This window comes from Bacillus cereus group sp. MYBK222-1 (genome assembly GCF_051916425.1).
Lineage (GTDB): Bacteria > Bacillota > Bacilli > Bacillales > Bacillaceae_G > Bacillus_A > Bacillus_A paranthracis.
Map to the genome: position 1 here is coordinate 282,344 of NZ_JBQAGP010000004.1, position 24,104 is coordinate 306,447.

Sequence of the window (24,104 nt, forward strand, 5' to 3'; positions counted from 1 at the left end):
TTACACTATGTATGTGAAAGTTTTAATGGAGAGGAAGAACATAATATGAATGAGAAAAGCATGCAATTTTTACAAATCGCAATGAAGCATTTACCAGAAGCAAAGGCCATTTTAGATGATAATGGAATTGCGCTTGATATGGAGAAAGCTCAACCAGTATTAGAGTTATTGATGAAAGTTATGAACGAAGCATATGAGCTTGGGAAAGCAGATCAAGAATAAAAAGAATAAAAAGCATCTTTTTAAGATGGAAGAGAGGCCCGAACCGTGGATAGAAGCGGTCAGGGCCTTTTTATATTTCGAAAGAACAGGGAAAGGTATGTTTCCGTTCCTTTTCATAAACAATAAGGTGAATAATGCGTTCGCTTTATGTTTTAGCAGAAATATATTCTAGACAAAAATACATTTATGTTTTAAAATTAGTACCAAGTCATAATAATTGATATAAAACGGAGGGCTGCGATGTGAACGTGGGCATTTTAGGGATCGGAAGATATGTGCCGGAAAAAGTAGTCACAAATCACGATTTAGAGAAAATAATGGATACATCCGATGAATGGATTCGTACGAGAACAGGGATTGCGGAAAGACGCATTGCCGATGATACAATAGATACTTCATATATGGCCGTAGAGGCTTCTAAAAAAGCGCTTGAAGATGCAGGGGTTAGCGGAGAGGATATCGATCTTATTTTAGTAGCAACAGTAACGCCGGATCGTGCTTTTCCAGCAGTGGCTTGTGTCATTCAAGAAGCAATTGGCGCAAAACATGCAGCTGCAATGGATTTAAGTGCAGCGTGTGCTGGTTTTATGTACGGAATGATTACAGCGCAGCAATTTATTCAAACGGGAACTTATAAAAATATACTAGTAGTTGGTAGTGATAAACTATCTAAAATTGTAGATTGGAACGATCGAAATACAGCAGTACTATTTGGAGACGGAGCCGGTGCGATCGTAATGGGAGCTGTTTCAGAAGGTAAAGGCGTTCTATCTTTCGAATTAGGAGCGGACGGAAGTGGCGGTAAGCATCTTTATCAAGATGAGTATGTTATGATGAATGGCAGAGAAGTCTTTAAATTTGCTGTTCGTCAACTTGGGGATTCTTGTCTTCGCGTTCTAGATAAAGCTGGTCTTACGAAAGAAGATGTGGATTTCTTAGTACCGCATCAAGCGAATATTCGTATTATGGAATCTGCAAGAGAGAGATTAAATTTACCACAAGAAAAGATGAGTATGACAATTGAGAAGTTCGGTAATACATCAGCTTCTTCCATTCCGATTGCAATGGTAGAGGAATTGCAAAACGGACGTATTCAAGATGGTGATTTAATTATACTTGTTGGTTTTGGCGGCGGATTAACATGGGGAGCAGTCGCTCTTCGTTGGGGTAAATAAGGACTGAGAGAAAAAAGGAGTGTATTTTGTATGGAAAAAAAGAGGGTCGTAATTACAGGACTAGGAGCTGTTACACCGGTCGGTACAGATGTTGAAACAGCGTGGGAAAACATTAAAAAGGGTGTATCTGGAATCGGACGACTTACAAGAATTGATCCGGAACTATTTCCAGCAAAAGTAGCAGCAGAAATTAACGACTTTGAAGTCGAGAAATATATTGATAAAAAAGAAGCGCGTCGTATGGATCGCTTTACACAATATGCAGTAGCAGCAGCGAAAATGGCAGTTGCAGATGCAAAGCTTGAGATTACAGAAGAAAATGGACCTCGAATTGGTGTATGGATTGGTTCTGGTATTGGTGGTATGGAAACATACGAAGAACAATTTAAGATTTTTACTGAGAAAGGCCCGCGCCGCGTGAGCCCATTCTTCGTACCGATGATGATTCCAGATATGGCAGCAGGCCAAGTATCAATCGCAACAGGAGCAAAAGGAATTAACACTTGTTCTGTAACGGCTTGTGCATCTGGTGCAAACTCAATTGGTGATGCGTTTAAAGCAATTCAGCGTGGTGATGCTGATGCAATGATTACGGGCGGGGCAGAGGCGCCGTTAACAAGTATGGCATTCGCAGGATTTAGCTCAGCGAAAGCATTAACATTCAATGAAGATCCAGCAACAGCTTGCCGTCCATTCGATAAAAACCGTAGTGGTTTCGTAATGGGTGAAGGTTCAGGTATTTTAATTCTTGAAGAATTAGAGCACGCATTAGCTCGTGGTGCTCACATTTATGCGGAAATCGCTGGTTACGGTGCAACTGGTGATGCATTCCATATTACAATGCCAGCTCCTGGCGGTGAAGGCGGCGTGCGCGCAATGCGTCAAGCTTTAGCGGATGCAGGTCTACAGCCAGAAGATATTGATTACATTAATGCGCATGGTACAAGTACGGATGCGAATGAAAAGTATGAAACGATGGCAATTAAAGAAACGTTCGGAGAGCATGCGTATAAAGTAGCAATCAGCTCAACGAAATCAATGACAGGTCACTTATTAGGAGCAGCTGGTGCTGTTGAAGCGATCTTCTCTATTAAATCAATTACAGACGGAGTAATTCCTCCAACAATTAACTATGAGACACCAGATCCAGAATGTGACTTAGATTACGTACCGAATAATGCGAGACATCAAGAAGTAAACGCGGTGTTAAGTAATTCATTAGGATTCGGTGGTCATAACGCAGTATTAGTATTTAAAGCGTATAAATAATAGATGAGATAAGGAGTTTTTTCGCGATATATTGCGAAAAAACTCCTTATTTATTTTTACGTCTTTTTCTCTTTTTGCATATACATAAGAAAAAGGAGGGATAAAGATGGGGGTTGTTGAAACTGCTGAGTGGTTACATCTATATTATGGACGGCCAGAAAAGCTGTGTGAGAAGTTTACGAAGTATATCCCGCTGCCAAAAGAAAGGTTGTATCGCTTTTTAATTTCTAAAGGTATGTATCGCCCTGTTATGCGAGGAGAACGAGAAATTAAAGAGTTAGAGAAAAAGGAAGTTTGGAAAGAGTTACGTGCAGAGTATGAGAAACTGAAAAATTGGTTAAAAGGTCCAGATGTCCCTGTCTTTATTCTATTATCAGATTCCTATAATCGAACTGTACAAGAAGAGTATAACGGCAGGGCTGGATTATCTATGCGTCACGTTATTTTCTTATTCGTATGTGGACGGAATTCGGTGGAAGAATTAAAAGTGCTATTGGCGCATGAATATCATCATATATGCAGGTTGCATCAAATTGAGACGAAAGAAACGGAATATACATTACTTGATACGATGATTATGGAAGGGTTAGCTGAGCAAGCGGTAACGGAAAGATATTCAGAAAAAAACAATGCACCGTGGACGACGTATCTTTCAAAAGAAGAGGCTATATATTATTGGAAAAACGTTGTATATGAAAGAATAAGTATAAAGCGAGGAACAAGGGAGCACGACATCTTATTAAATGGATTTCACTCTTATCCGAAGATGCTTGGCTATGCGCTTGGATTTCATATTGTCAAAGATTGTGTAACTTTGGAAGGAGAAGATACACTTTCTTTATTACCTATAGATGCAAAAGAAATATTGAATAAAGCAAAAACATTTCATATATAAAAAAACAGGAGCTCTCTTTCCTGTTTTTTTAGTATTAATAGAAGAAAAAATAATAATTAGAATATATTTCCTTAGGTGGAATAAAGTTAAGAAAAATTGAACATAATGATGGATACAAACAGTAGTGAAGTGAGGGGTAGTGAATGTTATATCTACATGATGTATGGGTAAATTGGTTTGAAGGTGAAGAAAATGGGTATAACGTTTGTCATTTTTACGAATGGCGGAAAGATGATACGATTGAGCTATTAGATCAAGTGCCATTATTAAAAGTAGATTCCACATTATATCATTACATCGAGAACGAATTGTTAGAGCTTCCGCAAAAAATGTTGGAAGACGTACATCATAAGGCTTATATTCGTAAAAATCATGAACGTTTGCAGCAAGAGTATTGCTTTGTAGTTACAGATGGAAAAGGAATTATTGCAATCGACACAATTGGTTACAACGTACCGATTCGAAAGAGCAGACTTATACCGCGCCAAGAGCAGATGGTATATGAGATGGTAGAAAACGTACAAGCAGAAAAGTATGAGTTCCAAGTAGAAGAAATGGAAAAAGAACATCATATTTTATCACCATCACCTTTCATTATGAATGGCTTAACTCGTAAAGAAAGACAGCTTAAACAATTACTATTTATGGCGTTAGATCAATTACATACAACGAAAAACACAGCGGAAATTCGCTATTGGTTCACAGAGTGGGATCCATCAGCATACGGAATGGTTCAACATATGGAATTTGAAGATATTTGGGCTAAGCTGTATGATGAAGCGAAAACAGGTTGGTCTGAGAAGCACGAACAATTATGCGAGCGTCTCGTAAAAGGACAGCCATTTTTTGAAAAGTTATGGGAAATGGAAAACGAGCAAAAGGTAAATTAAAAAACCGCCAATCGGCGGTTTTTTTTATTTGTTGTAGTCTAGCTCCAGCGGCAAGAATGTTCGGTGGCTTCGCGCCTTCCTGCGAGGCAAAAAACGCCTCTACGTCAGGAGCTCCATCCCCCTCACATTCTAAGCGAGCCGCTTCTGCTTTATATGAAATCTAGCTCCAGCGGCAAGCTCTTCGTGTCTAAGAACCTTCCGCATAAGAAGGCAAAAAGCGCCTTTTATGCGAAAGAACCTTAGCCAGTCAGAGCTGAACGAGCCGCCTCCGCTTTATATGTAATCTAGCTCCGGCTCCTAACCCTTCGCGTCTAAGAACCTTCCCCACAAGAAGGTAAAAAGCACCTTCTGTGGGAAAGAACCTTAGCCGTCAGGGCTAAGCAGTCGCCTCCGCTTTATATGTTACCTACGTTTTCTGCTTAGTCCCATTGCGTTTTCTACTTTGCGTAGTTGTTTGAATGCGACGCGGTTTGCTTTTTCGGCACCTTTGTCTAGAATTTCGTCTAGTTCTGGTGAGTTGATTAGTTCGTTATATTTGTCTTGGATTGGACGAATTGCCTCTACGACTACTTGCGCTAAGTCGCCTTTGAAGTCGCCATATCCTTTTCCTTCGTACATTGCTTCAATTTCTTCAACTGTTTTTCCAGAGAATGAAGAGTAGATTGTTAATAAGTTAGAGATGCCAGGTTTGTTTTCTTTATCAAATTTCACGATACCTTCAGAATCAGTTACAGCACTCTTAATTTTCTTTTCAATTGTTTTTGGTTCGTCAAGCATGCTGATCATTGATTTTGGATTCGGATCAGATTTACTCATTTTTTTCGTAGGCTCTGTTAGTGACATAACGCGAGCTCCTACTTTTGGAATACGGATTTCAGGAATTGTGAATACTTCACGGAAGCGTTTGTTGAAACGCTCTGCTAGGTCACGTGTTAATTCCATATGTTGCTTTTGGTCATCACCAACAGGCACGATTTCAGTGTTGTAAAGTAAAATATCAGCAGCCATTAATGGTGGATACGTTAGTAATCCAGCTGGTACTGAATCTCTACCTGACGCTTTATCTTTATATTGCGTCATACGCTCTAATTCTCCAACGTAAGCAACTGATTGCATAATCCATCCTAGTTGAGCGTGTGCCGGTACTTCTGATTGTACAAATAACGTAGCTTTTTCAGGATCGATACCGCATGCTACATAAAGTGCAGCAAGACTGCGGATGTTTTTACGAAGCCCGACGGGATCTTGAGGCACTGTAATCGCATGTTGATTTACAATACAGAAATAACAGTCGTGTTCGTTTTGAAGCTCTGTAAATTGCTTCATAGCCCCTAAATAGTTTCCAAGTGTAATCGTTCCACTCGGCTGAATACCAGAAAAGATAACTGACATAAGTAATTCCTCCTAAATTTGAATGCGTGATAGGGAAGAGAAGGCAAACAAAAAAGCCCATTCATCCCAAAAAACTATAGGGACGAATGGACCGCGGTACCACCCTAATTATTTCACTACTGTGAAATCTCTCTAATCCATAATAACGTTTGGATATAACGCCAAAGCCTACTACTTTCGGTTCGGTTTGGAGCTCAAAAGCCCATTCCATACTGTACAATTACTTGTTCACACCAGCCACAAGCTCTCTGAAATTGCCTCAATATGTACTCTTCTTTATCATCGCATACATATAAATTTATTTATTGTTACCTGAGCTCTTTTAAATATGAAAGAACTAAAGTTTTATAACAAAATGTTTTGCAGATTATTATATCATATGGGATAGTGTTTGCAAACTACATCAAAATAGTAAAGCTAATGAAGGTCGAGAACAACCCAAGAACGATACCGGTAATGCAAATTGGATACGTCCATTTGAATGAATATGTTTTATAAATACGTTCTTTCTTATCGACAGGTTCCTCTACTTCTTCAATTAAAGAGTCGATTTTTTTGTTCGTACCAAATACTCTTTGGAATGCGTAAATTGTTACGTTAAAAAATCCATTTTGAAATATGAATAAAAAACCGCCTGTAAGAATAAAAAATAGTGCAATATAAAAAGAGATGTTGACAAAATTCAACAAAAAATGCGATGAAACGAGGAATGCACCAATACTAGAAGCAATTATCGCTATGAAAATTAGTATACAAGTATGAAAAAAAACTTTATTCAAAATGTTCCCCTCCGTCAAAATATTACTAGAATTATTATACTATAAAAGCTATAATATGTACTAGAACTAATTTTTTGAAAATTATACGCAATTAAAGGTCTGATTGCAAGATGATGGTAGCAATGTTAACGTATCCCTTTACAAAAAAATAAAAATATAAACATTTTATTAAAAATTTTAACAAAAAAACAAAAAACTATATTCACAATCGTCATATTATATGTATAATGAAAATTGTAGAAACTTGGAGATTATTCTTTCAATTCTACTTTTTTACAAGTGAGGGTACAGGAAGTGCAATTAGGGGAGGCAACACAACATGAAGAAAAAGATACCGTTATTACTTGCATCGACGTTGACTGTCAGTATGTTAGGAGCTTGTAGTTACCAAAAAGAGGATAATAAAGCAGGCGCGAAAGAAAAATCCTCAAACAAGCAAGTGTTAAATCTAACTGAGACAGCTGAAATCCCAACTATGGATACGACGTTATCAACAGATGCAACATCTTCTAACATCATGAATAACACAATGGAAGGGTTATATCGTCTGGGGAAAGATGATAAACTTGTTCCGGGTGTCGCTAAATCTTATGAGAAATCAGAGGATGGCAAAAAATATGTGTTTAAGTTACGTGAAGATGCGAAATGGTCTAATGGTGAACCTGTAACAGCGAAGGACTTCGTTTATTCTTGGCGAAGAGCTGTAGATTCAAACACGGGTGCCAAGTTTGCTTACATACTATTTGATGTTAAAAATGCGGAGAAAGTTAACAAAAAAGAATTACCAGTTGAAGAACTTGGTGTAAAGGCAATTGATGATCATACACTTGAAGTGGAATTAGATAACCCTGTTCCTTATTTTGTAAGTTTAACAGTCTATCCAACATTATATCCTTTGAATGAGAAATTTGTAACAGAACAAGGAGCAAAGTTTGGATTAGAATCCAATACGACACTTTATAATGGTCCATTCGTATTAAATGAATGGAAGCATGAACAAAGTTTCCAACTTAAGAAGAATCCAACGTATTGGGAAAATAAAGAAGTAAAACTTGAGGAAATAAACTTCAATATTGTTAAGGATCGTTCAACTGCTATAAATTTATATGAAACGAAAGCAATTGATCGTGTAGTCTTAACATCAGAGTTTGTAGATAAATACAAATCAGATGCTGACTTTAAAACGATTAAGAGACCATCTACACAATTTATTCGCTTAAATGAAAAGAATAAATTTTTAGCAAATAAAAATATCCGAAAAGCAATTGCAATGTCCTTTGAACGTGAAAACATCGGAAAAGTAATCTTAAACGATGGTTCAGAGGGTATATATGGTTTTGTTCCGAAAGGCTTAGCAAAAGGTCCGAATGGAAAAGACTTCCGTGAAGAAAACGGAAAGCTTATAAAAGAGGATATGAAAGAAGCACAAAAATACTGGGAAGCTGGTAAAAAAGAACTTGGTGTAGACAAAGTAGAGTTAGAGCTATTAAACTTTGATACTGATGATGCTAAAAAAATCGGAGAGTATTTAAAAGGCCAATTTGAAAAGAACTTACCAGGTTTAACAGTTCCAACAAAAATGCAACCATTTGCACAAAAATTAAAACTTGAAGCAAGTGGAGATTATGCAATGTCATATGCGGGATGGAGTCCAGATTATATGGATCCAATGTCATTCCTTGAAATGTATACGACAGGTAATGCACAAAACAAAGTACATTACGCAAACCCAGCGTATGATGATTTAATTAAAAAAGCAAAAACAGAAGTTGATGTACAAGCTCGCTGGGATGCATTATTACAAGCGGAAAAACAACTGCTTGAAGATGCGGCGATTGCTCCAGTATATCAACCTGGAAAAGCATATTTACAACGCCAATCTATTACTGGCCTATTAGAACATAAATATGGCGGGGAATTTAGCTATAAGTGGGTTGAACTCAAAAACTAAAAATGGTTTCCATCATGAATAAGGGTATATGCCTATGATGGGCATGTACTCTTATTTTAAAAAAATAAAAGTAAGAATATTTTAAACTATCTTATTGCTTTTGAGAAAAACGGGGAGGTGCTTGACTATGGGACGTTATGTATTAAAACGTTTCGTGTACATGGCTTTGACATTATTTTTAATTACTACGTTGACTTTCTTTTTGATGAAATTACTTCCAGGTTCTCCGCTTAAAAATCAGGAGAAGTTATCACCGGCACAAAAAGAAATCATTCTTGAAAAATATGGTTTAAATGATCCAGTACCAGTTCAATATGCACGTTACTTAGGTAACTTAGCAAAAGGGGATTTAGGGGTATCATTCCAATATGATAACCGTCCAGTAACAGACATGATTGTGGATCGCATTGGACCATCAGCACAACTTGGTTTACAAGCGATTATATTAGGAACATTTATCGGTTTAATTTTAGGAATCGTTGCGGCACTTCGTAACAATACGTGGGTCGACTATGGAGCGACAATTATTTCCGTACTCGGGATGTCGGTACCATCGTTCGTATTTGCCGCATTACTACAATATTTCGTAGGGGTAAAACTTGGATGGTTCCCAGTAGCATTCTGGAAAGGGCCAGAGTTTACAGTAATGCCTACAATCGCTTTATCGATGGCAGTTATCGCAACAATCGCACGTTTCGCTCGTGCAGAGTTAATTGAAGTTATGCAAGCTGACTACATTTTAACAGCGAAAGCGAAAGGAATTAGCCAAGGCGTTATCATTATCAAACACGCCCTTCGTAACGCGTTAATTCCAGTTGTAACAATTTTAGGACCAATGGTTGCAGGGTTAATTACAGGTACATTAGTTATTGAGCAAATTTATGCTGTACCAGGACTAGGGGAACAGTTCGTTAAATCTATTACAGTGAATGACTATACAGTTATTATGGGAACTACAATTTTCTATAGTGCGATCTTCATCTTAGTTATTTTCATTGTTGATATTTTATACGGAATTATTGATCCTCGTATTCGTTTAGCGGGAGGGAAAAAATGATGAAAGATGTACAAAAATTATCTCCAGACTTATTTCAACAAGCTAATCAAAATAATGTGGATAATGAAGTCATTGCCCGTCCAAGCTTAACGTTTTGGCAAGATGTAAGAAGACGTTTGTTCCAACATAAAGGAGCAATGTTTGGTTTAGTTTTATTAACGCTTATTATCTTACTAGCAATCTTCGGACCGATGGTAAGTAAGCACTCGTATAAAGAGCAAGATTTAGGACGTGCAAAATTGCCACCGAAAATTCCAGTTATTGAAAATGTTCATTGGTTACCATTTGACGGTACAGATCAATATGGTGTTGACCAATATGAAAAACGTGATATTAAAGAGTATTTCTGGTTTGGTACAGATGATCTTGGACGCGATTTATGGACAAGAACATGGGAAGGTACACGCGTATCATTATATATCGCTCTTTTAGCAGCAGCAATTGACTTAGTAATTGGGGTTGCATATGGAGGTATTTCAGCGTTCTATGGCGGTAGAGTAGATAACATTATGCAACGTATTATGGAGATTATTAACGGTATTCCATACTTAATCATCGTTATTTTAATGGTAATCATTATGGGATCTGGTATATGGTCAATTACACTCGCAATGGCAATTACAGGTTGGATAGGGATGTCGCGTATCGTTCGTGGACAAATCCTTAAATTAAAAAATCAAGAATACGTATTAGCATCTCGTACATTAGGTGCAACAAATACACAATTAATTGTAAAACACTTAATCCCGAACGTAATGGGACCAATTATTGTAATGACAATGTTTACAATTCCAACAGCGGTGTTTGGTGAGGCGTTCTTAAGCTTCATCGGTTTAGGTATTCAGCCACCATTCGCATCACTTGGTTCTCTTGTAAATGACGGTTATAAATCAATTCAAACGTATCCGCATATGATGTTCATTCCTGCGGTTGTCATCAGTATATTAATTTTAGCGTTTAACTTAATGGCAGACGGATTACGCGATGCGTTAGATCCAAAAATGCGTAAGTAAAAGAGGGGAGAGGCAAAGATGAAAACATTGTTAGAGGTAAAAGATTTACAAGTCTCCTTTGATACACATGCAGGTGAAGTACAAGCTGTACGCGGCGTTACTTTTGATTTGAAAAAAGGGGAAACATTAGCGATTGTAGGAGAATCTGGTTCTGGGAAATCAGTTACTTCTAAAGCGTTAATGGGATTAATTCCGAATCCTCCTGGACGCATTAAAAATGGTGAAATCGTATTTGAAGGTCGTGACTTAACGAAATTAACAGAAAAAGAAATGCAGCAAGTACGTGGTAAAGATATCGCGATGATTTTCCAAGATCCAATGACATCATTAAACCCAACGATGACAATTGGAAATCAAATTATGGAAGGCCTTATTAAACACCAAGGAATGAGTAAAGCAGACGCACGTAAAGTTGCGTTGGAATTAATCGACCTTGTAGGTATTCCAAATCCAGAAGCTCGTTTAAAACAATATCCGCACCAATTCTCTGGTGGTATGAGGCAGCGTGTAGTTATTGCGATGGCATTAGCTTGTAACCCAAAATTATTGATTGCCGATGAGCCGACAACAGCGCTAGACGTTACAATTCAGGCGCAAATTTTAGAGCTTATGAAGGACATTCAACAAAAAACAGAAGCAGCAATCATTTTCATTACGCATGACTTAGGTGTAGTGGCGAACGTTGCGGACCGCGTAGCAGTTATGTACGCTGGTAAAGTTGTTGAAATCGGAACTGTAGATGAAATTTTCTACAATCCAAAACATCCATATACTTGGGGCTTAATCGCATCTATGCCAAGTTTAGATGGTTCAGAAGAAGAGTTATATGCAATCCCTGGAACGCCTCCAGATTTATTGAAGCCGCCAAAGGGAGATGCTTTTGCACCACGTAACCCACAGGCACTGAAAATTGATTTTGAAATGGACCCACCTTTATTTAAAGTAAGTGATACACACTATGCGGCAACTTGGTTACTTCATGAGCAAGCTCCAGAAGTAAAACCGCCGGCAGTCGTTGAAAAACGCATTCTTCAAATGAAAGCAGGTGAACAACATGACTAAACAACGTGAGAAATTAATTGAAGTAAAAAATGTAAAGCAGCACTTCGACGTGAGTGGTGGTGTTGTCAAAGCGGTTAATGATATTTCATTTGATATTTACCGCGGAGAAACATTTGGTCTTGTAGGAGAATCGGGTTGTGGTAAATCAACAACTGGAAGAACGATCATTCGTTTATATGATGCAACTGCAGGTGAAGTATTGTTCGACGGTGAAAATGTACATGGCAAAAAATCACGCGCAGAATTGAAGAAATTCAACCGTAAAATGCAAATGATTTTCCAAGATCCATATGCATCATTAAACCCACGTATGACAGTAGGGGATATTATTGCAGAAGGTATTGATATTCACGGATTAGCGAAAAACAAAAAAGAGCGTATGGACCGTGTTCATGAATTATTAAACACAGTTGGCTTAAATAAAGAGCACGCAAACCGTTTCCCTCATGAATTCTCAGGTGGACAACGTCAGCGTATCGGTATCGCTCGTGCACTTGCTGTAGAACCTGAATTTATCATTGCCGATGAGCCAATCTCAGCACTTGACGTATCAATTCAGGCGCAAGTTGTAAACTTACTGAAAAAGTTACAAAAAGAAAAAGGTTTAACATACTTATTCATTGCCCATGATTTATCAATGGTAAAATACATTAGTGACCGCATTGGTGTAATGTACCGTGGTCAAATCGTTGAATTAACAACAAGTGATGAGTTATATGCAAATCCAATTCATCCATATACAAAATCACTATTATCAGCAATTCCACTTCCAGATCCAGATTATGAGCGCAATCGTAAACGTATCGTATACGATCCATCTCAGCACAATTATGGCAGTGAAGAACCGACAATGCGTGAAATTCGCCCGGGACATTTCGTACTATGTTCTGAAGCGGAGTACAAGAAATATAAAGAGATTTATCAATAATAAAAAATCCATTCTTCTATTACAGAAGAATGGATTTTTTTACTATATAAAAGAGTTGTCAATATTTCTCGGTAAGTCGATATATGTAAAGAATCGCAAATATAAGTTGCCTATACTAATGACTACGCCTTAATTAAAAGAGTATTATTGCGCCTGAACAGAAACAATCTCCTCTTGTTCTTCAGGTTTAACAAGTGCATAACGCTCCCACGCTCTACTTTTCCAGCGGAAGAACATAATAATGGCACGTGTCCATTCATCAATAGCGATTGCTAGCCAAATACCAACGAGCCCCATATCTAAATGGAAGGCGAAAAAATAACCGAGTGGTAAACTCATTAACACCATAGAGAATGCGCCGATTAAAACTGGGTACTTTGCATCACCAGCTGCGCGAAGTGAATTGATGATGACGATGTTCATCGTACGCCCTGTTTCAAGTAGTACACTTAGTAAAAGAACTGACGCACCTAACGCAATAATGTGCGGATTATCTGTAAATAGTCCCATTAATTGTGTGCGGAATGTAATAACGAGAGCAACCATACATAAAGTGACACCGATCGCCCACTTTACACTTTTCCATACACGTTCATACGCTTCATCTTTTTCACCACCGCCAACGAGGCGTCCGATAATAATTGCAGTTCCCATACCGATTGCAATAGCGAATAAATAAGTGAACATAGAGATGTTCGTAGCGTATTGTCTAGCAGCTAACGATTCCGTTCCTAAATATGTTGCATAGTATAAGAAGACAATTTGGCAAGCTTGATACATAACCTGCTCAAACGCAGATGGAATTCCGATTTTTAAAATTTTCCCGATATATTCTTTTGATAAGGTGAAGTAGTATTGTAATTTTACACGGTACTCCATAACGCGGTACAGTAACCAGAAGAAAACGATAAGCGCGATTAGCCTGCTGACAGCAGAAGAAATGGCAGCCCCTTGTACACCGAGTTCTGGGAAACCAAATTTCCCGAAAATGAGTACGTAGTTTCCAGCGATATGAATAATATTCATTCCAAGAGAAATAAACATCGCTTGCTTTGTGAAGCCATGTACGCGGATAATTGCGGCTAATGAATTAATAATAGCTTGAAGGAAAATAGCTCCTCCGACGATAGATAAATAGCTCTGTGCATACATTAGTACATCGCCTTGTAAGTTCATTGCCATCATCATATGTTTTGAGAATAAAAGAAAACCAGCGCTTATAACGAGTCCGACCACTAAATTTAATGTGACGGCTAAAGCTGATATTTTTGATGCTTCCATAAAACGTTTGGAACCGAGGTATTGAGATACGACGATGGCTGCGCCGTTCCCGATGACTTCTAGTACCAAAATAGCGATATGGAGATATTGATTCGCTGCACCAACCCCAGATACAGCATCGTCTGATAATGCACTTAACATGAAAGTATCAGCGATCCCCATTAACATAAATAGAAAAACTTCTAGAAAAATAGGCCATGTTAATAAGAATAAACTTAATTTCTCAGTAGGCCTGTTTTTTGCCTGAATTGCTGTCATGTCCGTCCCCTCTTTACCGATATCTATTTTTAGCAAAGTGTATCGTAACATACTTTCTTGACCTTTGCACTCATTTTAACCTACATATCTTTATTATGAAGGGAGAGCTATTTTATGATAAAAACAGAAGGATAATTATGCGTAAAGTATTATAAGATATAAATTTTGTTTTTCTCTGATAATTTAGAAAAATATAAAAATAACTATTTTCAACACTTTAGTAAGGATAATCAGCAATATGAAACGTTTACAAAGGTTTAATTTTTAACAGAAAATTTTAATAAAATAGAAATATAAATATACAAAAAATATATTTGTGTGTATAATATGAATTATTAGAACATATATATATTTCTTTTTGTTTGAAAATGAAAGGGCTAACATTTTTGTGGAGGGTGGAAGTATGAAAAAAAAGATGCCAGTTTTTGTAGTATCAACAGTAGCAATGAGCATGATGTTAGGGGCATGTAGCTACCAAAAAGATGAACCGCAAGCGAACGCAAAAGGGGATAGCGGGAAAAGCGGTGCGAAGCAAGTTATTAACTTAATTGAAACGCAAGAAATTCCAACGATGGATCCAGCGTTATCAGCTGATGCAGTTTCTTCAAGAGTAATGACTAATACGATGGAAGGCTTATACAGTTTAGGAAAAGACGATAAGCTTGTTCCTGGTGTAGCGAAGGAATTCAAAAAATCAGAAGACGGTAAAAAATATACATTTAAATTACGTGAAGACGCAAAATGGTCAAATGGTGAGCCTGTGACGGCAAAAGATTTCGTATACGCATGGCAAAGAGCGATTAACCCAGATACAGCTGCGAAATCAGCGTACATTATGTATGATATAAAAAATGCAGAGAAAATTAACAAAAAAGAGATGAGTCCGGACCAATTAGGGGTAAAGGCGATTGATGATTATACATTAGAAGTGGAATTAGACAATTCCATTCCATACCTTGTAGATTTAATGGTATATCCAATCTTCTATCCTGTGAATGAAAAGTTCGTGAAAGAGCAAGGTACGAAGTTTGGTTTGGAAGCGAATACAACACTTTATAACGGACCATTTACATTAAGTGATTGGCAACATGAACGTAGCTTTAAAATGACAAAGAGCTCGTCATATTGGGATAATAAAGAAGTGAAGATTGAGGAAGTAAACTTTAATATTGTTAAAGATACGTCTACACCAATTAATTTATATGAAACAAACGCAGTCGATCGAGCAACGTTATTAGCGGAGTTCATCGATAAATATAAAGGAAAACCAGATTTCCAAACAGTAGAAGATACATCTGTATTCTTCCTTCGTTTAAATCAAAAAGATCCAGCGTTAGCAAATAAAAATATTCGTAAAGCAATTTCACTTGCTTTTGAACGTAAACCGTTCGTTGATACATTATTAAATAACGGTTCTAAGCCAGCAACAGGGTTAATTCCTGATAACTTCATTAAAGGACCGGATAAAAAGGACTTCCGTGCTGTAAATGGAGATATTGTAAAACCAAATGTGAAAGAAGCGAAGAAATATTGGGAAGCTGGTAAAAAAGAGCTTGGTAAAAATGAAATCGAATTAGAGTTATTAAACGAAGATGTTGAATTATCGAAGAAAACAGGGGAATATTTAAAAGGTGAGTTAGAAAAGAATTTACCAGGTTTAACAGTGAAAATTAAACAACAACCATTCGCGCAAAAACTAAAATTAGAAGATGCGGGCGATTTCGTCATGTCATTCTCTGGATGGAGTGCAGACTTCCCAGATCCAATTACATATCTTGATATGTTTGTAACTGACGGATCACAAAATAAAATGAAATATTCTAATCCGAAATATGATGAGATCATCATGAAAGCAAAAAAAGATGGAAGCGATGTAAATGCTCGTTGGAAAAGCTTACTAGAAGCAGAGAAAATGTTACTTGATGACGCTGCGATTGTACCGGTATATCAACGTGGTAGAGCATACTTACAAAGAGATTCCATTAAAAATATGTACAACCATAAATATGGTGGCGATTTAAGCTTTAAATGGGCGTCAGTAGAGAAATAAGAAAAAAGCAGGTAATTGCCTGCTTTTTTTAATACGTACGTTTCTTATAAATACCTTTCCCACCAACTTGGTTCCAGCCGGATTGTACATCCAAACTTTTATTAACAAACTTCATCTTTTCTTTTCCGCCAAAGAGTTTTTCACCAATACTATTTGTAATGACGCCAATCAATGCTGTTATTCCGATGATGAGGGCAGCAACAGTGACAAAATCAATAAAAAAAGCAATCATTTGCAAATTCCCCCTTTGCCTGTCTGTATTTTTATTGTATGAGATAAAAAATGAAAAAGAAAGAAATATCAGAAAAATTTTTGATTTATTTTAGAAATCGTATGGACATGAATGAGAATGTTTGCTAAAATGAGAACAAACGTTCTTTTGATTCTCACTTGTATAGTCTTACATTTCTTAATTGATTTATCAAAAAAAGGTAAGAAAACGTTCTCTTTTTCATAGGAAAGATTATGAGAGAATAACTATAAATCATATGAAAAATCTATGAAAAGCAAGCGTTAAGAGGGTTGAAGATTATTGTTAAAGAACAGCTGAAGTAAGTGTGATTATGTTACATAGCAGTGAAATGCACGGAAGAGTTTTCTCAATTAGAAGGAAATTTACTGTATATTTCTTGCAAAATCTATTGTATAATGATTATAGAAGTTACTTATTAAAAGTAATTGTTGTTTACTAAAAGTTGTTGCTTACATGAAAAGCAATTTTTGCACTTTGTTTTAAGACAAGGTATCGCGAAAAATTGCTGAATTTAGAAATTTAAACTGTAATTAGTACAGAATTTGTACTCTTTAAGGAGAGTGAGCTTTGTATGGTAACATTATATAGTTCTCCAAGCTGTACGTCTTGTAGAAAGGCGAAATTATGGCTAGAGGAAAATCATATTCCTTATACAGAACGTAATATTTTCTCAGATCCATTAACGATTGAGGAAATTAAAGAGATTTTACGTATGACAGAAAGCGGAACGGATGAGATTATTTCTACTCGTTCGAAAGTTTTCCAAGAATTAAATGTAAACTTAGAGTCTTTACCACTTCAAGATTTATATAAGATGATTCGTGACTATCCAGGGATTTTACGTCGTCCAATTATGATTGACGAGAAACGCCTTCAAGTAGGTTACAATGAAGACGAAATCCGCCGTTTCTTACCACGTACAGTAAGAACGTTCCAATTACGTGAAGCACAGCGTCTTGTAAATTAATTATAATAATATGAAAACCTTCTACCTATTATATAGTAGAAGGTTTTTTTTAATGTTTCAAATTTCGTAATCGAACTCGTTGAACGATAAAGCCGATGCATAAGATGGTGAAAATAAATAAGTAAGGAATGCCTGCAGTGAAACTTGGGTTGTTATGAAAAAAGGTTGCAAGTCTGTCTTCATGTGTGACCATTTTTCCTGCTGTATAAGCGAGAATTGCTGCCCCGCAATAAATGAGGAGTGGAAAGCGTTCCATAAGTATTAAAATGAGTTTGCTGCCCCAAATAATAATCGGGATAGAAATGAGTAAACCGATTATTACGAGTAAAAATCTTCCGTGAGCTGCCCCTGCAATGGCGATAACGTTGTCAAATCCCATAACAAGGTCCGCGAATACAATTGTACGCACAGCTTGAAATAAAGTTGTTTTTCCTTGAATAGAAGAAAGATCGTTGCTATTATCAGTTAGTAAATTTACTGCAATGAATGTAAGTAAAATGCCCCCGATAAGTTGCAGAAATGGAATGTCGAGCAAATAGACAGCTAGTATAGTAAGGATAATTCTTAGTACGATTGCTAAAAGAGTACCGATCAAAATAGCTTTATTTCGTTTCGATTCAGGTAAATTTCGGCTAGCTAGTGCGATGACAATTGCGTTGTCACCACCTAATACAACATCGATACCGACAATCATTAGTACAGATGTTAAAAACTCTAAGTCCATTCGTCTGCCTCCATTTATGATGTTTTAATAAGCGAACTATATGTATGTGGTGAAAAGGACTAAAGCATCTTCTCTAATAAAAGTTTCACTTTATTACAGTGTACGGGGGAAGATGGAAATGTATGTCCAATTTTTTTATAAGTGAGGCATCGCGACAATGATATATTTGTGTATACCATTGAATGAAGATAGGTATATAACTATTTTTGTAAAATAAATCGATTTTATTTCCATTCTGGAGAATCTTATCATAAAATGAGAGTACAAGAATCTATTGATTTGTCATATGAGTGGGGAATCCCTTCATAACAATTCTAAGCAGGAAGGGAGAGTTGTATTTTGGATATTGAAAGAATTAATGATCATACGATGAAATTTTTTATTACGTACATTGATATAGAGGACAGAGGCTTTAATCGTGAGGAAATTTGGTATGACCGCGAAAGAAGCGAAGAGCTCTTTTGGGAAATGATGGACGAAGCTCGTGATCATGACGATTTCTTTATTGATGGGCCGTTATGGATTCAAGTGCAAGCAGTCGATAAAGGGATTGAAGTACTTGTAACGAAAGCAGAACTTTCAAAGGATGGACAAAAGCTAGAACTACCAATAGGTGTAGATAAAATTATAGACATTCCTCTAGATGAAGGTATTGAATCATTATTCCAGCAAGAATTAGTGGAAGAGGTAGAGGAACAAGCAGGTACAAACTTTAACGAAGATGGTACGTTTGGCTTTTTAATTAAGTTTAATGATTTTGAAGATGTCATTTCATTAAGTCATCGTCTTATCTTTGAAGATATAAAAGATGAGCTGTATTCATTTGAGGACCGCTATTATGTATATGTGGAATTCGATGAAGTGCTACATGATGAAGAAGAAATTGATCGCATTTTAAGCATTGTTTTAGAATACGGGGAAGAATCAACTTTAACAATTCATCGTGTAAGTGAGTATGGGAAACAAATTGTGAAAGAGCATGCGCTTGAAACAATTCGCAATAATTTTCCTGCTAAAACGTAGGCCGATTTCTGTAGTATGAAATCGGCTTTTTATATGAAGAATAGGAAAGCTTTCTTAGTAAGGAGGTAAGAGATGAAAAATACGTTAAAGTTGATTTTCTTTGTTTTACTATTGTTCGCATTATTTGTGTCATTACGTATGTTTATTGATGTAGCGTTTTATTCGGATGTAATTGGGATAAAAGATGTTTCGATTTTAGGTATTATTAGTATTTTATTTACGGTATCTGCATTTTTAATTGGTTGCGTTATTTTCTTAGAGAACCGTCATCCGTCAAAAACACTTACATGGCTCATTGTGTTAGGGATTTTTCCGGTATTTGGATTCTTCGCTTATTTATTATTCGGACAGAACTTTCGGAGGAAGAGAATGTTCCAAAAGAAGGCGTTGCTCGATGAACAAGCGTTTTTACAATATAAGGGGCATGAAGATTACGAAGAACGGATTTTGCGCAATCATAAGCATCAAGAGCTGTTATTTCGTTTAGCGGATCGCTTAGGCGCTTTAAATATTTCATTTCAAACTGAAACGAGAACATTAACAAATGGAGATGAAACGTTTCAGGCTATTTTAGATGGATTAAAACGAGCGAAACATCACATTCATATGGAATATTACATTGTGCGTGATGATAAACTTGGAACAGAAATTAAAGATATTTTAATACAAAAATCAAAAGAAGGCGTAGTCGTTCGTTTTTTATATGATGCGGTTGGAAGTTTTAAATTATCAAAATCATATATTGAAGAATTAAACGACGCAGGTGTCGAAATGATTCCGTTCTTCCCTGTACGTTTTCCGATTTTAAACGATAAGATTAATTATCGAAATCACCGAAAAATCGTTATTATTGATGGGAATGAAGGATTTGTAGGTGGATTAAATATTGGTGATGAATATTTAGGAAAGGATAAGTACTTCGGCTTTTGGCGAGACACGCATTTATATTTGCGTGGGGAAGCTGTGCAAAGTTTGCAGCTTATTTTCCTTCAAGATTGGTTTTATATGACTGGCGAGGCTGTGCTAGCCCCTGAATATTTACAAGCGAAAGCAGTTGAGGGGGAGCATTGGGGCGGCGTGCAGCTCGTTGCAGGTGGGCCGGATAATAAATGGGAAACAATTAAACATTTATATTTTGCCATGATTGCTTCTGCGCGGAAATCCATTTGGATTGCAACGCCGTATTTCATTCCGGATGATGATATTTTATCCGCATTAAAAGTAGCGGCACTTGCTGGTATTGATGTTCGGTTGTTAATGCCGAGTAAGCCTGATAAGCGAACTGTCTTTTACGCATCGAGATCGTACTTCCCAGAGCTTTTAGATGCAGGGGTAAAGATATATGAATACGAAAAAGGTTTTCTCCATAGTAAAGTTGTCATTGTCGATTCTGATTTAGCTTCAATTGGGACAGCGAATATGGATATGAGAAGTTTTCATTTGAACTTTGAAGTAAATGCCTTTTTATATGATACAGATAGCATTCGAAAACTTGTTCAAGATTTTAAAGACGATTTAGAAGAATCAAGTGAAATTCATGTCGATCGTTTTCATAAAAGGCGTCTTCATAGACGAATCGTTGAATCAACGTACCGGTTATTATCGCCTTTATTATAAAAAGAGATGTCCAAAATTGGGACATCTCTTTTTTAAAAGGAATTTGTAATAAATTGTAGAATATAAGGAGCTGAAAGGGTGTGATTCCAATATTTATCGCAAAAAGAGAAAACGGAGAAAAAATTCATCTACTCGATCATCATGATGAAGAGCTTTTACACCATATGCGTAAAAGGGAAAGTTTCTTTTGCATAGCTTGCGGGAAGGAAGTACTAATGAGATTAGGAAAACAAAAAAGGTGGCATTTTGCTCATAAGAAAGTAGATTCATGTTTAGCCTTTTATGAAGCAGAATCTACATATCATATGTACGGTAAAGAATTGTTATATCGGTGGTTCAAACGTCAAAATGTTCATGTAGAGATAGAGCATTATCTACCAGAGATTCAGCAACGACCGGATATTTTTATAGAGAGAGCAGGGAGAAAAATTGCGATTGAATATCAATGCGCCAATCTTTCTATAGAGCAGCTCTGCAAACGAACCTATTCGTATTGGAAAGCTGGTATACAAGTCATTTGGATTATTGGTGGAAATCAATTGAAAAAGCACTCTGCATACTGGATGAAATTCTCCTCAATTATGGCTTTCTCCTTACAATCTTATCCTCAGCCACTTCTTATTTTCTTCTGTTCGAAACAAAAATCATTTATGAAATGCACGTTTATTACATCATTTTCTACAAGCGTTGCTTTTTCACAGATTATATATTTACCAATTGAAACGACTACTTTTGAAATGCTCTTTTCTCCTGTTCCTTTCCAAAGGGAAGTATTAAACCGAGAATGGAAGAAGCGAAAGGATTATTTTCGTCAAAACGCTTTGCCCATCTTGAAGTATAATGATAAGTCACTATTACGCCTCTTATATCAATGTAAATGTACCCCAGCAAATTTTCCTTCTGAAATTGGTGTGCCACTCCCGTCCTCATTTGCTTTTCAAACAAATTCATTTATATGGCAAGCTTTTCTATATATGAAGTGTATAGGTGAGCTTGCGGTAGGGGATTGTATTTCCCTCAAGTACGTGTGTAGTTATATAAAAAAGTATACGAAAAGGCGTATGCTCCCGTACTTTTCACAGCATATATGGAAAGTGGCAGTTACTGAATATATGACATTTTTATGTTATGCAGGTGTCTTGCAGAGAGTAGGGGCTTATAAGTACCGGAAAATACGGGGGATATCCATGTTAAAAACAGAGGAGGAAGTTATGAAATATGATGAAAGGAGTTTAGCGTATGCCTTATCTTTATTTGAGGCAAAGTACAACATGAGAGAAGGAAAAGCGGATATAATAAAGACTGATCTTGAAGGAATTACATAAGAAAAATCGAATTGTATGTAAGTAGAGATATTTAAAGGAGGGCTTAAAGCATGTCTGAACAAAACACAGCAAAAACATTACCGGATCGTAACGAAATTGAAGAATCAAGTACGTGGCGATTAGAAGATATTTTCCAAACAGATGCAGAATGGGAACAAGAATTCCAAGCTATTAAAGAGCTATTACCGAAGTTAACTGAATTTAAAGGGAAACTTGGTGACTCTGCGAACAATTTACTTGAAGCATTGCAATATGAAGATGAAATTTCAATGCGATTAGGTAAGTTATATACATATGCACATATGCGTTACGATCAAGATACAACAAACTCTGTGTATCAAGCGTTAAATGATCGCGCGACAAATTTATATTCACAAGTATCTAGTAGCACAGCATATATTGTGCCTGAAATTTTATCGATTTCAGAAGATACATTGCAAACATTCTTGAAAGAAAATAGAGACTTAAGTGTATATGAACATGCGTTAGAAGAAATTACGCGTCAACGCCCTCACGTATTATCTGAAGCGGAAGAGGCTTTATTAGCAGAAGCATCTGAAGTAATGAGTGCGTCAAGTAATACATTTGGTATGTTGAATAATGCGGATTTGAAATTCCCATCTATTAAAGGTGAGGATGGAGAAGAAGTAGAAATTACACATGGCCGTTACATTCAGTTTTTAGAAAGTGATGATCGTCGTGTGCGTGAAGATGCATTCAAAGCTGTATATGAAACGTACGGGAAATATAAGAACACATTTGCAAGTACGTTAAGCGGAGCTGTGAAGCGTAATAACTTTAATGCACGCGTTCGTAAATATGACTCTGCACGTCAAGCAGCATTAAGTAATAATAATATTCCTGAAGCGGTGTATGATCAACTTGTTCAATCTGTAAATGACAATTTACACTTGCTACATCGTTACATTGATATTCGTAAGCGTGCACTAGGGCTTGATGAGCTTCATATGTATGATTTATATACACCACTTGTACCCGAAGTGAAAATGAATGTGAAGTATGAAGAAGCGCAAGACATGTTATTAAAGTCTTTACATGTACTTGGTGATGAGTATGTTGATATTTTGAAAGAAGCATATGAAAATCGCTGGGTAGATGTGTATGAGAATAAAGGAAAACGAAGCGGTGCATATTCATCTGGTGCCTATGGAACAAATCCTTATATTTTAATGAACTGGCATGATAATGTAAATAATTTATTTACACTTGCTCATGAATTTGGCCATTCTGTCCATAGTTACTACACAAGAAAAACGCAGCCGCACGTATACGGGGATTATTCAATCTTTGTTGCGGAAGTAGCATCAACTTGTAATGAGGCGCTTCTAAACGATTATTTATTAAAAACGACAGAAGATAAGAAAGAGCGTCTATACTTATTAAATCATTATTTAGAAGGATTCCGTGGTACTGTATTCCGTCAAACGATGTTCGCAGAGTTTGAGCATATTATTCATAAGAAAGTACAAGAGGGACATGCGGTAACACCAGACATGCTAACGGAGATCTACTATGATTTAAATAAGAAATATTTCGGTGATGCTTTAGTAATTGATGAAGAAATTGGTTTAGAGTGGTCTCGTATTCCGCACTTCTACTACAACTATTACGTATACCAATACGCAACAGGATTTAGTGCAGCAACGGCTCTATCTAAACAAATTTTAGAAGAAGGGCAACCAGCAGTAGAACGTTACATTAATGAGTTCTTAAAAGCAGGAAGCTCAGATTACCCAATTGAAGTGCTGAAAAAAGCTGGAGTAGATATGGCATCTCCAGAACCGGTAAAAGAAGCATTGCAAGTATTTGAAGAGAAATTAAATGAATTAGAAGCATTATTATTTGAAGAGAAGTAATAGAAAAGACGAGGAATTTGCCTCGTCTTTTTCTTAATGTCATTTTGTCGATATTTGTCGAGAAAATAAATCGAATTGTCTTCTTTTTTCTAAAAT

Annotated in this window: 21 protein-coding genes and 1 other annotated feature; of the genes, 16 read left to right on the top strand and 5 right to left on the bottom strand. The window is 36.6% G+C overall.

All coding sequences use genetic code 11. The features are described 5' to 3' along the window. Positions 1-45: 45 nt before the first annotated feature. The 5 genes from ACTFR9_RS20155 (at position 46) to ACTFR9_RS20175 (ending at position 4,451) form a co-directional block, all read left to right on the top strand. Positions 46-222 carry a ComZ family protein gene (locus tag ACTFR9_RS20155; protein ID WP_009879752.1) on the top strand — a complete coding sequence of 59 codons (177 nt, stop codon included), beginning with the start codon at positions 46-48 and terminating at the stop codon, positions 220-222. Between the two features lie 242 nt (positions 223-464). After that, the gene (gene fabH, locus ACTFR9_RS20160) at positions 465-1,397 is read left to right on the top strand and encodes a beta-ketoacyl-ACP synthase III (protein ID WP_001100541.1); all 933 of its coding nucleotides are present in this window, start codon (positions 465-467) and stop codon (positions 1,395-1,397) included. Positions 1,398-1,427: 30 nt separating this feature from the next. Beyond that, positions 1,428-2,666 (top strand): beta-ketoacyl-ACP synthase II, encoded by a 1,239-nt coding sequence (fabF, locus tag ACTFR9_RS20165; protein ID WP_000412651.1) that lies wholly within the window; start codon positions 1,428-1,430, stop codon positions 2,664-2,666. 106 nt (positions 2,667-2,772) lie between these two features. Further along, complete coding sequence (locus ACTFR9_RS20170; protein ID WP_000539323.1) at positions 2,773-3,561, top strand: DUF2268 domain-containing protein; 789 nt, start codon at positions 2,773-2,775, stop codon at positions 3,559-3,561. 143 nt (positions 3,562-3,704) lie between these two features. Further along, positions 3,705-4,451, top strand: a complete 747-nt coding sequence (locus ACTFR9_RS20175; RefSeq protein ID WP_000966137.1) for a YjbA family protein — start codon at positions 3,705-3,707, stop codon at positions 4,449-4,451. Positions 4,452-4,853: 402 nt separating this feature from the next. Here ACTFR9_RS20175 and trpS read toward each other — a convergent pair whose 3' ends face one another. Both trpS and ACTFR9_RS20185 read right to left on the bottom strand, forming a co-directional pair. Next, on the bottom strand, positions 4,854-5,843 hold the full coding sequence (gene trpS / locus ACTFR9_RS20180; RefSeq protein ID WP_000110985.1) for a tryptophan--tRNA ligase: 990 nt from the start codon (positions 5,841-5,843) through the stop codon (positions 4,854-4,856). 75 nt (positions 5,844-5,918) lie between these two features. Then, positions 5,919-6,135: a binding site (T-box leader), on the bottom strand. 106 nt (positions 6,136-6,241) lie between these two features. Then, entirely contained in the window at positions 6,242-6,622 is a 381-nt protein-coding gene (locus tag ACTFR9_RS20185) for a DUF3899 domain-containing protein (RefSeq protein WP_001044989.1), read from the bottom strand. Between the two features lie 319 nt (positions 6,623-6,941). Between ACTFR9_RS20185 and ACTFR9_RS20190 the strand changes: the two genes are divergently transcribed. The 5 genes from ACTFR9_RS20190 to ACTFR9_RS20210 all read left to right on the top strand — a co-directional run bounded on the left by ACTFR9_RS20190 (position 6,942) and on the right by ACTFR9_RS20210 (position 12,633). Further along, a complete protein-coding gene (locus ACTFR9_RS20190) occupies positions 6,942-8,573 on the top strand; it encodes a peptide ABC transporter substrate-binding protein (RefSeq protein WP_000727235.1) in 1,632 nt (543 codons plus the stop codon). 127 nt (positions 8,574-8,700) lie between these two features. Beyond that, the gene (gene opp3b, locus ACTFR9_RS20195) at positions 8,701-9,630 is read left to right on the top strand and encodes an oligopeptide ABC transporter permease (RefSeq protein ID WP_000534165.1); all 930 of its coding nucleotides are present in this window, start codon (positions 8,701-8,703) and stop codon (positions 9,628-9,630) included. Next, the gene (gene opp3C / locus ACTFR9_RS20200) at positions 9,627-10,643 is read left to right on the top strand and encodes an oligopeptide ABC transporter permease (protein WP_000974101.1); all 1,017 of its coding nucleotides are present in this window, start codon (positions 9,627-9,629) and stop codon (positions 10,641-10,643) included. The genes opp3b and opp3C overlap by 4 nt, the downstream gene beginning before the upstream one ends. 18 nt (positions 10,644-10,661) lie before the next feature. Beyond that, positions 10,662-11,705: an ABC transporter ATP-binding protein gene (locus tag ACTFR9_RS20205; protein ID WP_000854346.1), complete on the top strand. Its 1,044-nt coding sequence runs from the start codon at positions 10,662-10,664 to the stop codon at positions 11,703-11,705. After that, positions 11,698-12,633, top strand: a complete 936-nt coding sequence (locus ACTFR9_RS20210; protein WP_000166346.1) for an ABC transporter ATP-binding protein — start codon at positions 11,698-11,700, stop codon at positions 12,631-12,633. Before ACTFR9_RS20205 ends, ACTFR9_RS20210 begins: the two co-directional genes overlap by 8 nt. A 144-nt stretch (positions 12,634-12,777) precedes the next feature. On the opposite strand, the gene ACTFR9_RS20215 is transcribed toward ACTFR9_RS20210, so the two are convergent. Continuing rightward, complete coding sequence (locus ACTFR9_RS20215) at positions 12,778-14,223, bottom strand: MATE family efflux transporter (protein ID WP_071727855.1); 1,446 nt, start codon at positions 14,221-14,223, stop codon at positions 12,778-12,780. A 352-nt stretch (positions 14,224-14,575) separates the two neighbouring features. Here ACTFR9_RS20215 and ACTFR9_RS20220 point away from each other — a divergent pair, with 352 nt between their 5' ends. Continuing rightward, positions 14,576-16,222 (top strand): peptide ABC transporter substrate-binding protein, encoded by a 1,647-nt coding sequence (locus tag ACTFR9_RS20220; RefSeq protein WP_000728612.1) that lies wholly within the window; start codon positions 14,576-14,578, stop codon positions 16,220-16,222. A gap of 28 nt (positions 16,223-16,250) precedes the next feature. Here ACTFR9_RS20220 and ACTFR9_RS20225 read toward each other — a convergent pair whose 3' ends face one another. Then, positions 16,251-16,454 carry a hypothetical protein gene (locus ACTFR9_RS20225; RefSeq protein ID WP_000559978.1) on the bottom strand — a complete coding sequence of 68 codons (204 nt, stop codon included), beginning with the start codon at positions 16,452-16,454 and terminating at the stop codon, positions 16,251-16,253. Positions 16,455-17,046: 592 nt separating this feature from the next. Here ACTFR9_RS20225 and spx point away from each other — a divergent pair. After that, positions 17,047-17,442, top strand: a complete 396-nt coding sequence (spx, locus tag ACTFR9_RS20230; protein WP_000258267.1) for a transcriptional regulator Spx — start codon at positions 17,047-17,049, stop codon at positions 17,440-17,442. 49 nt (positions 17,443-17,491) lie between these two features. Here the strand turns inward: spx and ACTFR9_RS20235 are convergent, their stop codons facing one another. After that, entirely contained in the window at positions 17,492-18,166 is a 675-nt protein-coding gene (locus tag ACTFR9_RS20235; protein WP_000362603.1) for a TerC family protein, read from the bottom strand. Positions 18,167-18,505: 339 nt separating this feature from the next. Between ACTFR9_RS20235 and mecA the strand changes: the two genes are divergently transcribed. From mecA to pepF, 4 genes are all read left to right on the top strand, one after another. After that, positions 18,506-19,189 carry an adaptor protein MecA gene (gene mecA / locus ACTFR9_RS20240; protein ID WP_000350710.1) on the top strand — a complete coding sequence of 228 codons (684 nt, stop codon included), beginning with the start codon at positions 18,506-18,508 and terminating at the stop codon, positions 19,187-19,189. 72 nt (positions 19,190-19,261) lie between these two features. After that, positions 19,262-20,806, top strand: a complete 1,545-nt coding sequence (locus ACTFR9_RS20245; RefSeq protein WP_000799204.1) for a cardiolipin synthase — start codon at positions 19,262-19,264, stop codon at positions 20,804-20,806. Between the two features lie 80 nt (positions 20,807-20,886). After that, on the top strand, positions 20,887-22,131 hold the full coding sequence (locus tag ACTFR9_RS20250) for a competence protein CoiA (protein WP_000612266.1): 1,245 nt from the start codon (positions 20,887-20,889) through the stop codon (positions 22,129-22,131). Between the two features lie 50 nt (positions 22,132-22,181). Continuing rightward, positions 22,182-24,008, top strand: a complete 1,827-nt coding sequence (pepF, locus tag ACTFR9_RS20255; protein ID WP_000003390.1) for an oligoendopeptidase F — start codon at positions 22,182-22,184, stop codon at positions 24,006-24,008. Positions 24,009-24,104 lie beyond the last annotated feature (96 nt).

Excerpts from the sequence above, each read along its gene's own strand:
- ACTFR9_RS20155 (WP_009879752.1), top strand. The coding sequence starts at position 46 with ATGAATGAGAAAAGCATGCAATTTTTACAAATCGCAATGAAGCATTTA.
- fabF (WP_000412651.1), top strand. The coding sequence starts at position 1,428 with ATGGAAAAAAAGAGGGTCGTAATTACAGGACTAGGAGCTGTTACACCG.
- ACTFR9_RS20170 (WP_000539323.1), top strand. The coding sequence starts at position 2,773 with ATGGGGGTTGTTGAAACTGCTGAGTGGTTACATCTATATTATGGACGG.
- ACTFR9_RS20175 (WP_000966137.1), top strand. The coding sequence starts at position 3,705 with ATGTTATATCTACATGATGTATGGGTAAATTGGTTTGAAGGTGAAGAA.
- trpS (WP_000110985.1), bottom strand. The coding sequence starts at position 5,843 with ATGTCAGTTATCTTTTCTGGTATTCAGCCGAGTGGAACGATTACACTT.
- ACTFR9_RS20190 (WP_000727235.1), top strand. The coding sequence starts at position 6,942 with ATGAAGAAAAAGATACCGTTATTACTTGCATCGACGTTGACTGTCAGT.
- opp3b (WP_000534165.1), top strand. The coding sequence starts at position 8,701 with ATGGGACGTTATGTATTAAAACGTTTCGTGTACATGGCTTTGACATTA.
- opp3C (WP_000974101.1), top strand. The coding sequence starts at position 9,627 with ATGATGAAAGATGTACAAAAATTATCTCCAGACTTATTTCAACAAGCT.
- ACTFR9_RS20205 (WP_000854346.1), top strand. The coding sequence starts at position 10,662 with ATGAAAACATTGTTAGAGGTAAAAGATTTACAAGTCTCCTTTGATACA.
- ACTFR9_RS20210 (WP_000166346.1), top strand. The coding sequence starts at position 11,698 with ATGACTAAACAACGTGAGAAATTAATTGAAGTAAAAAATGTAAAGCAG.
- ACTFR9_RS20215 (WP_071727855.1), bottom strand. The coding sequence starts at position 14,223 with ATGTTACGATACACTTTGCTAAAAATAGATATCGGTAAAGAGGGGACG.
- ACTFR9_RS20220 (WP_000728612.1), top strand. The coding sequence starts at position 14,576 with ATGAAAAAAAAGATGCCAGTTTTTGTAGTATCAACAGTAGCAATGAGC.
- ACTFR9_RS20225 (WP_000559978.1), bottom strand. The coding sequence starts at position 16,454 with ATGATTGCTTTTTTTATTGATTTTGTCACTGTTGCTGCCCTCATCATC.
- spx (WP_000258267.1), top strand. The coding sequence starts at position 17,047 with ATGGTAACATTATATAGTTCTCCAAGCTGTACGTCTTGTAGAAAGGCG.
- ACTFR9_RS20235 (WP_000362603.1), bottom strand. The coding sequence starts at position 18,166 with ATGGACTTAGAGTTTTTAACATCTGTACTAATGATTGTCGGTATCGAT.
- ACTFR9_RS20245 (WP_000799204.1), top strand. The coding sequence starts at position 19,262 with ATGAAAAATACGTTAAAGTTGATTTTCTTTGTTTTACTATTGTTCGCA.
- pepF (WP_000003390.1), top strand. The coding sequence starts at position 22,182 with ATGTCTGAACAAAACACAGCAAAAACATTACCGGATCGTAACGAAATT.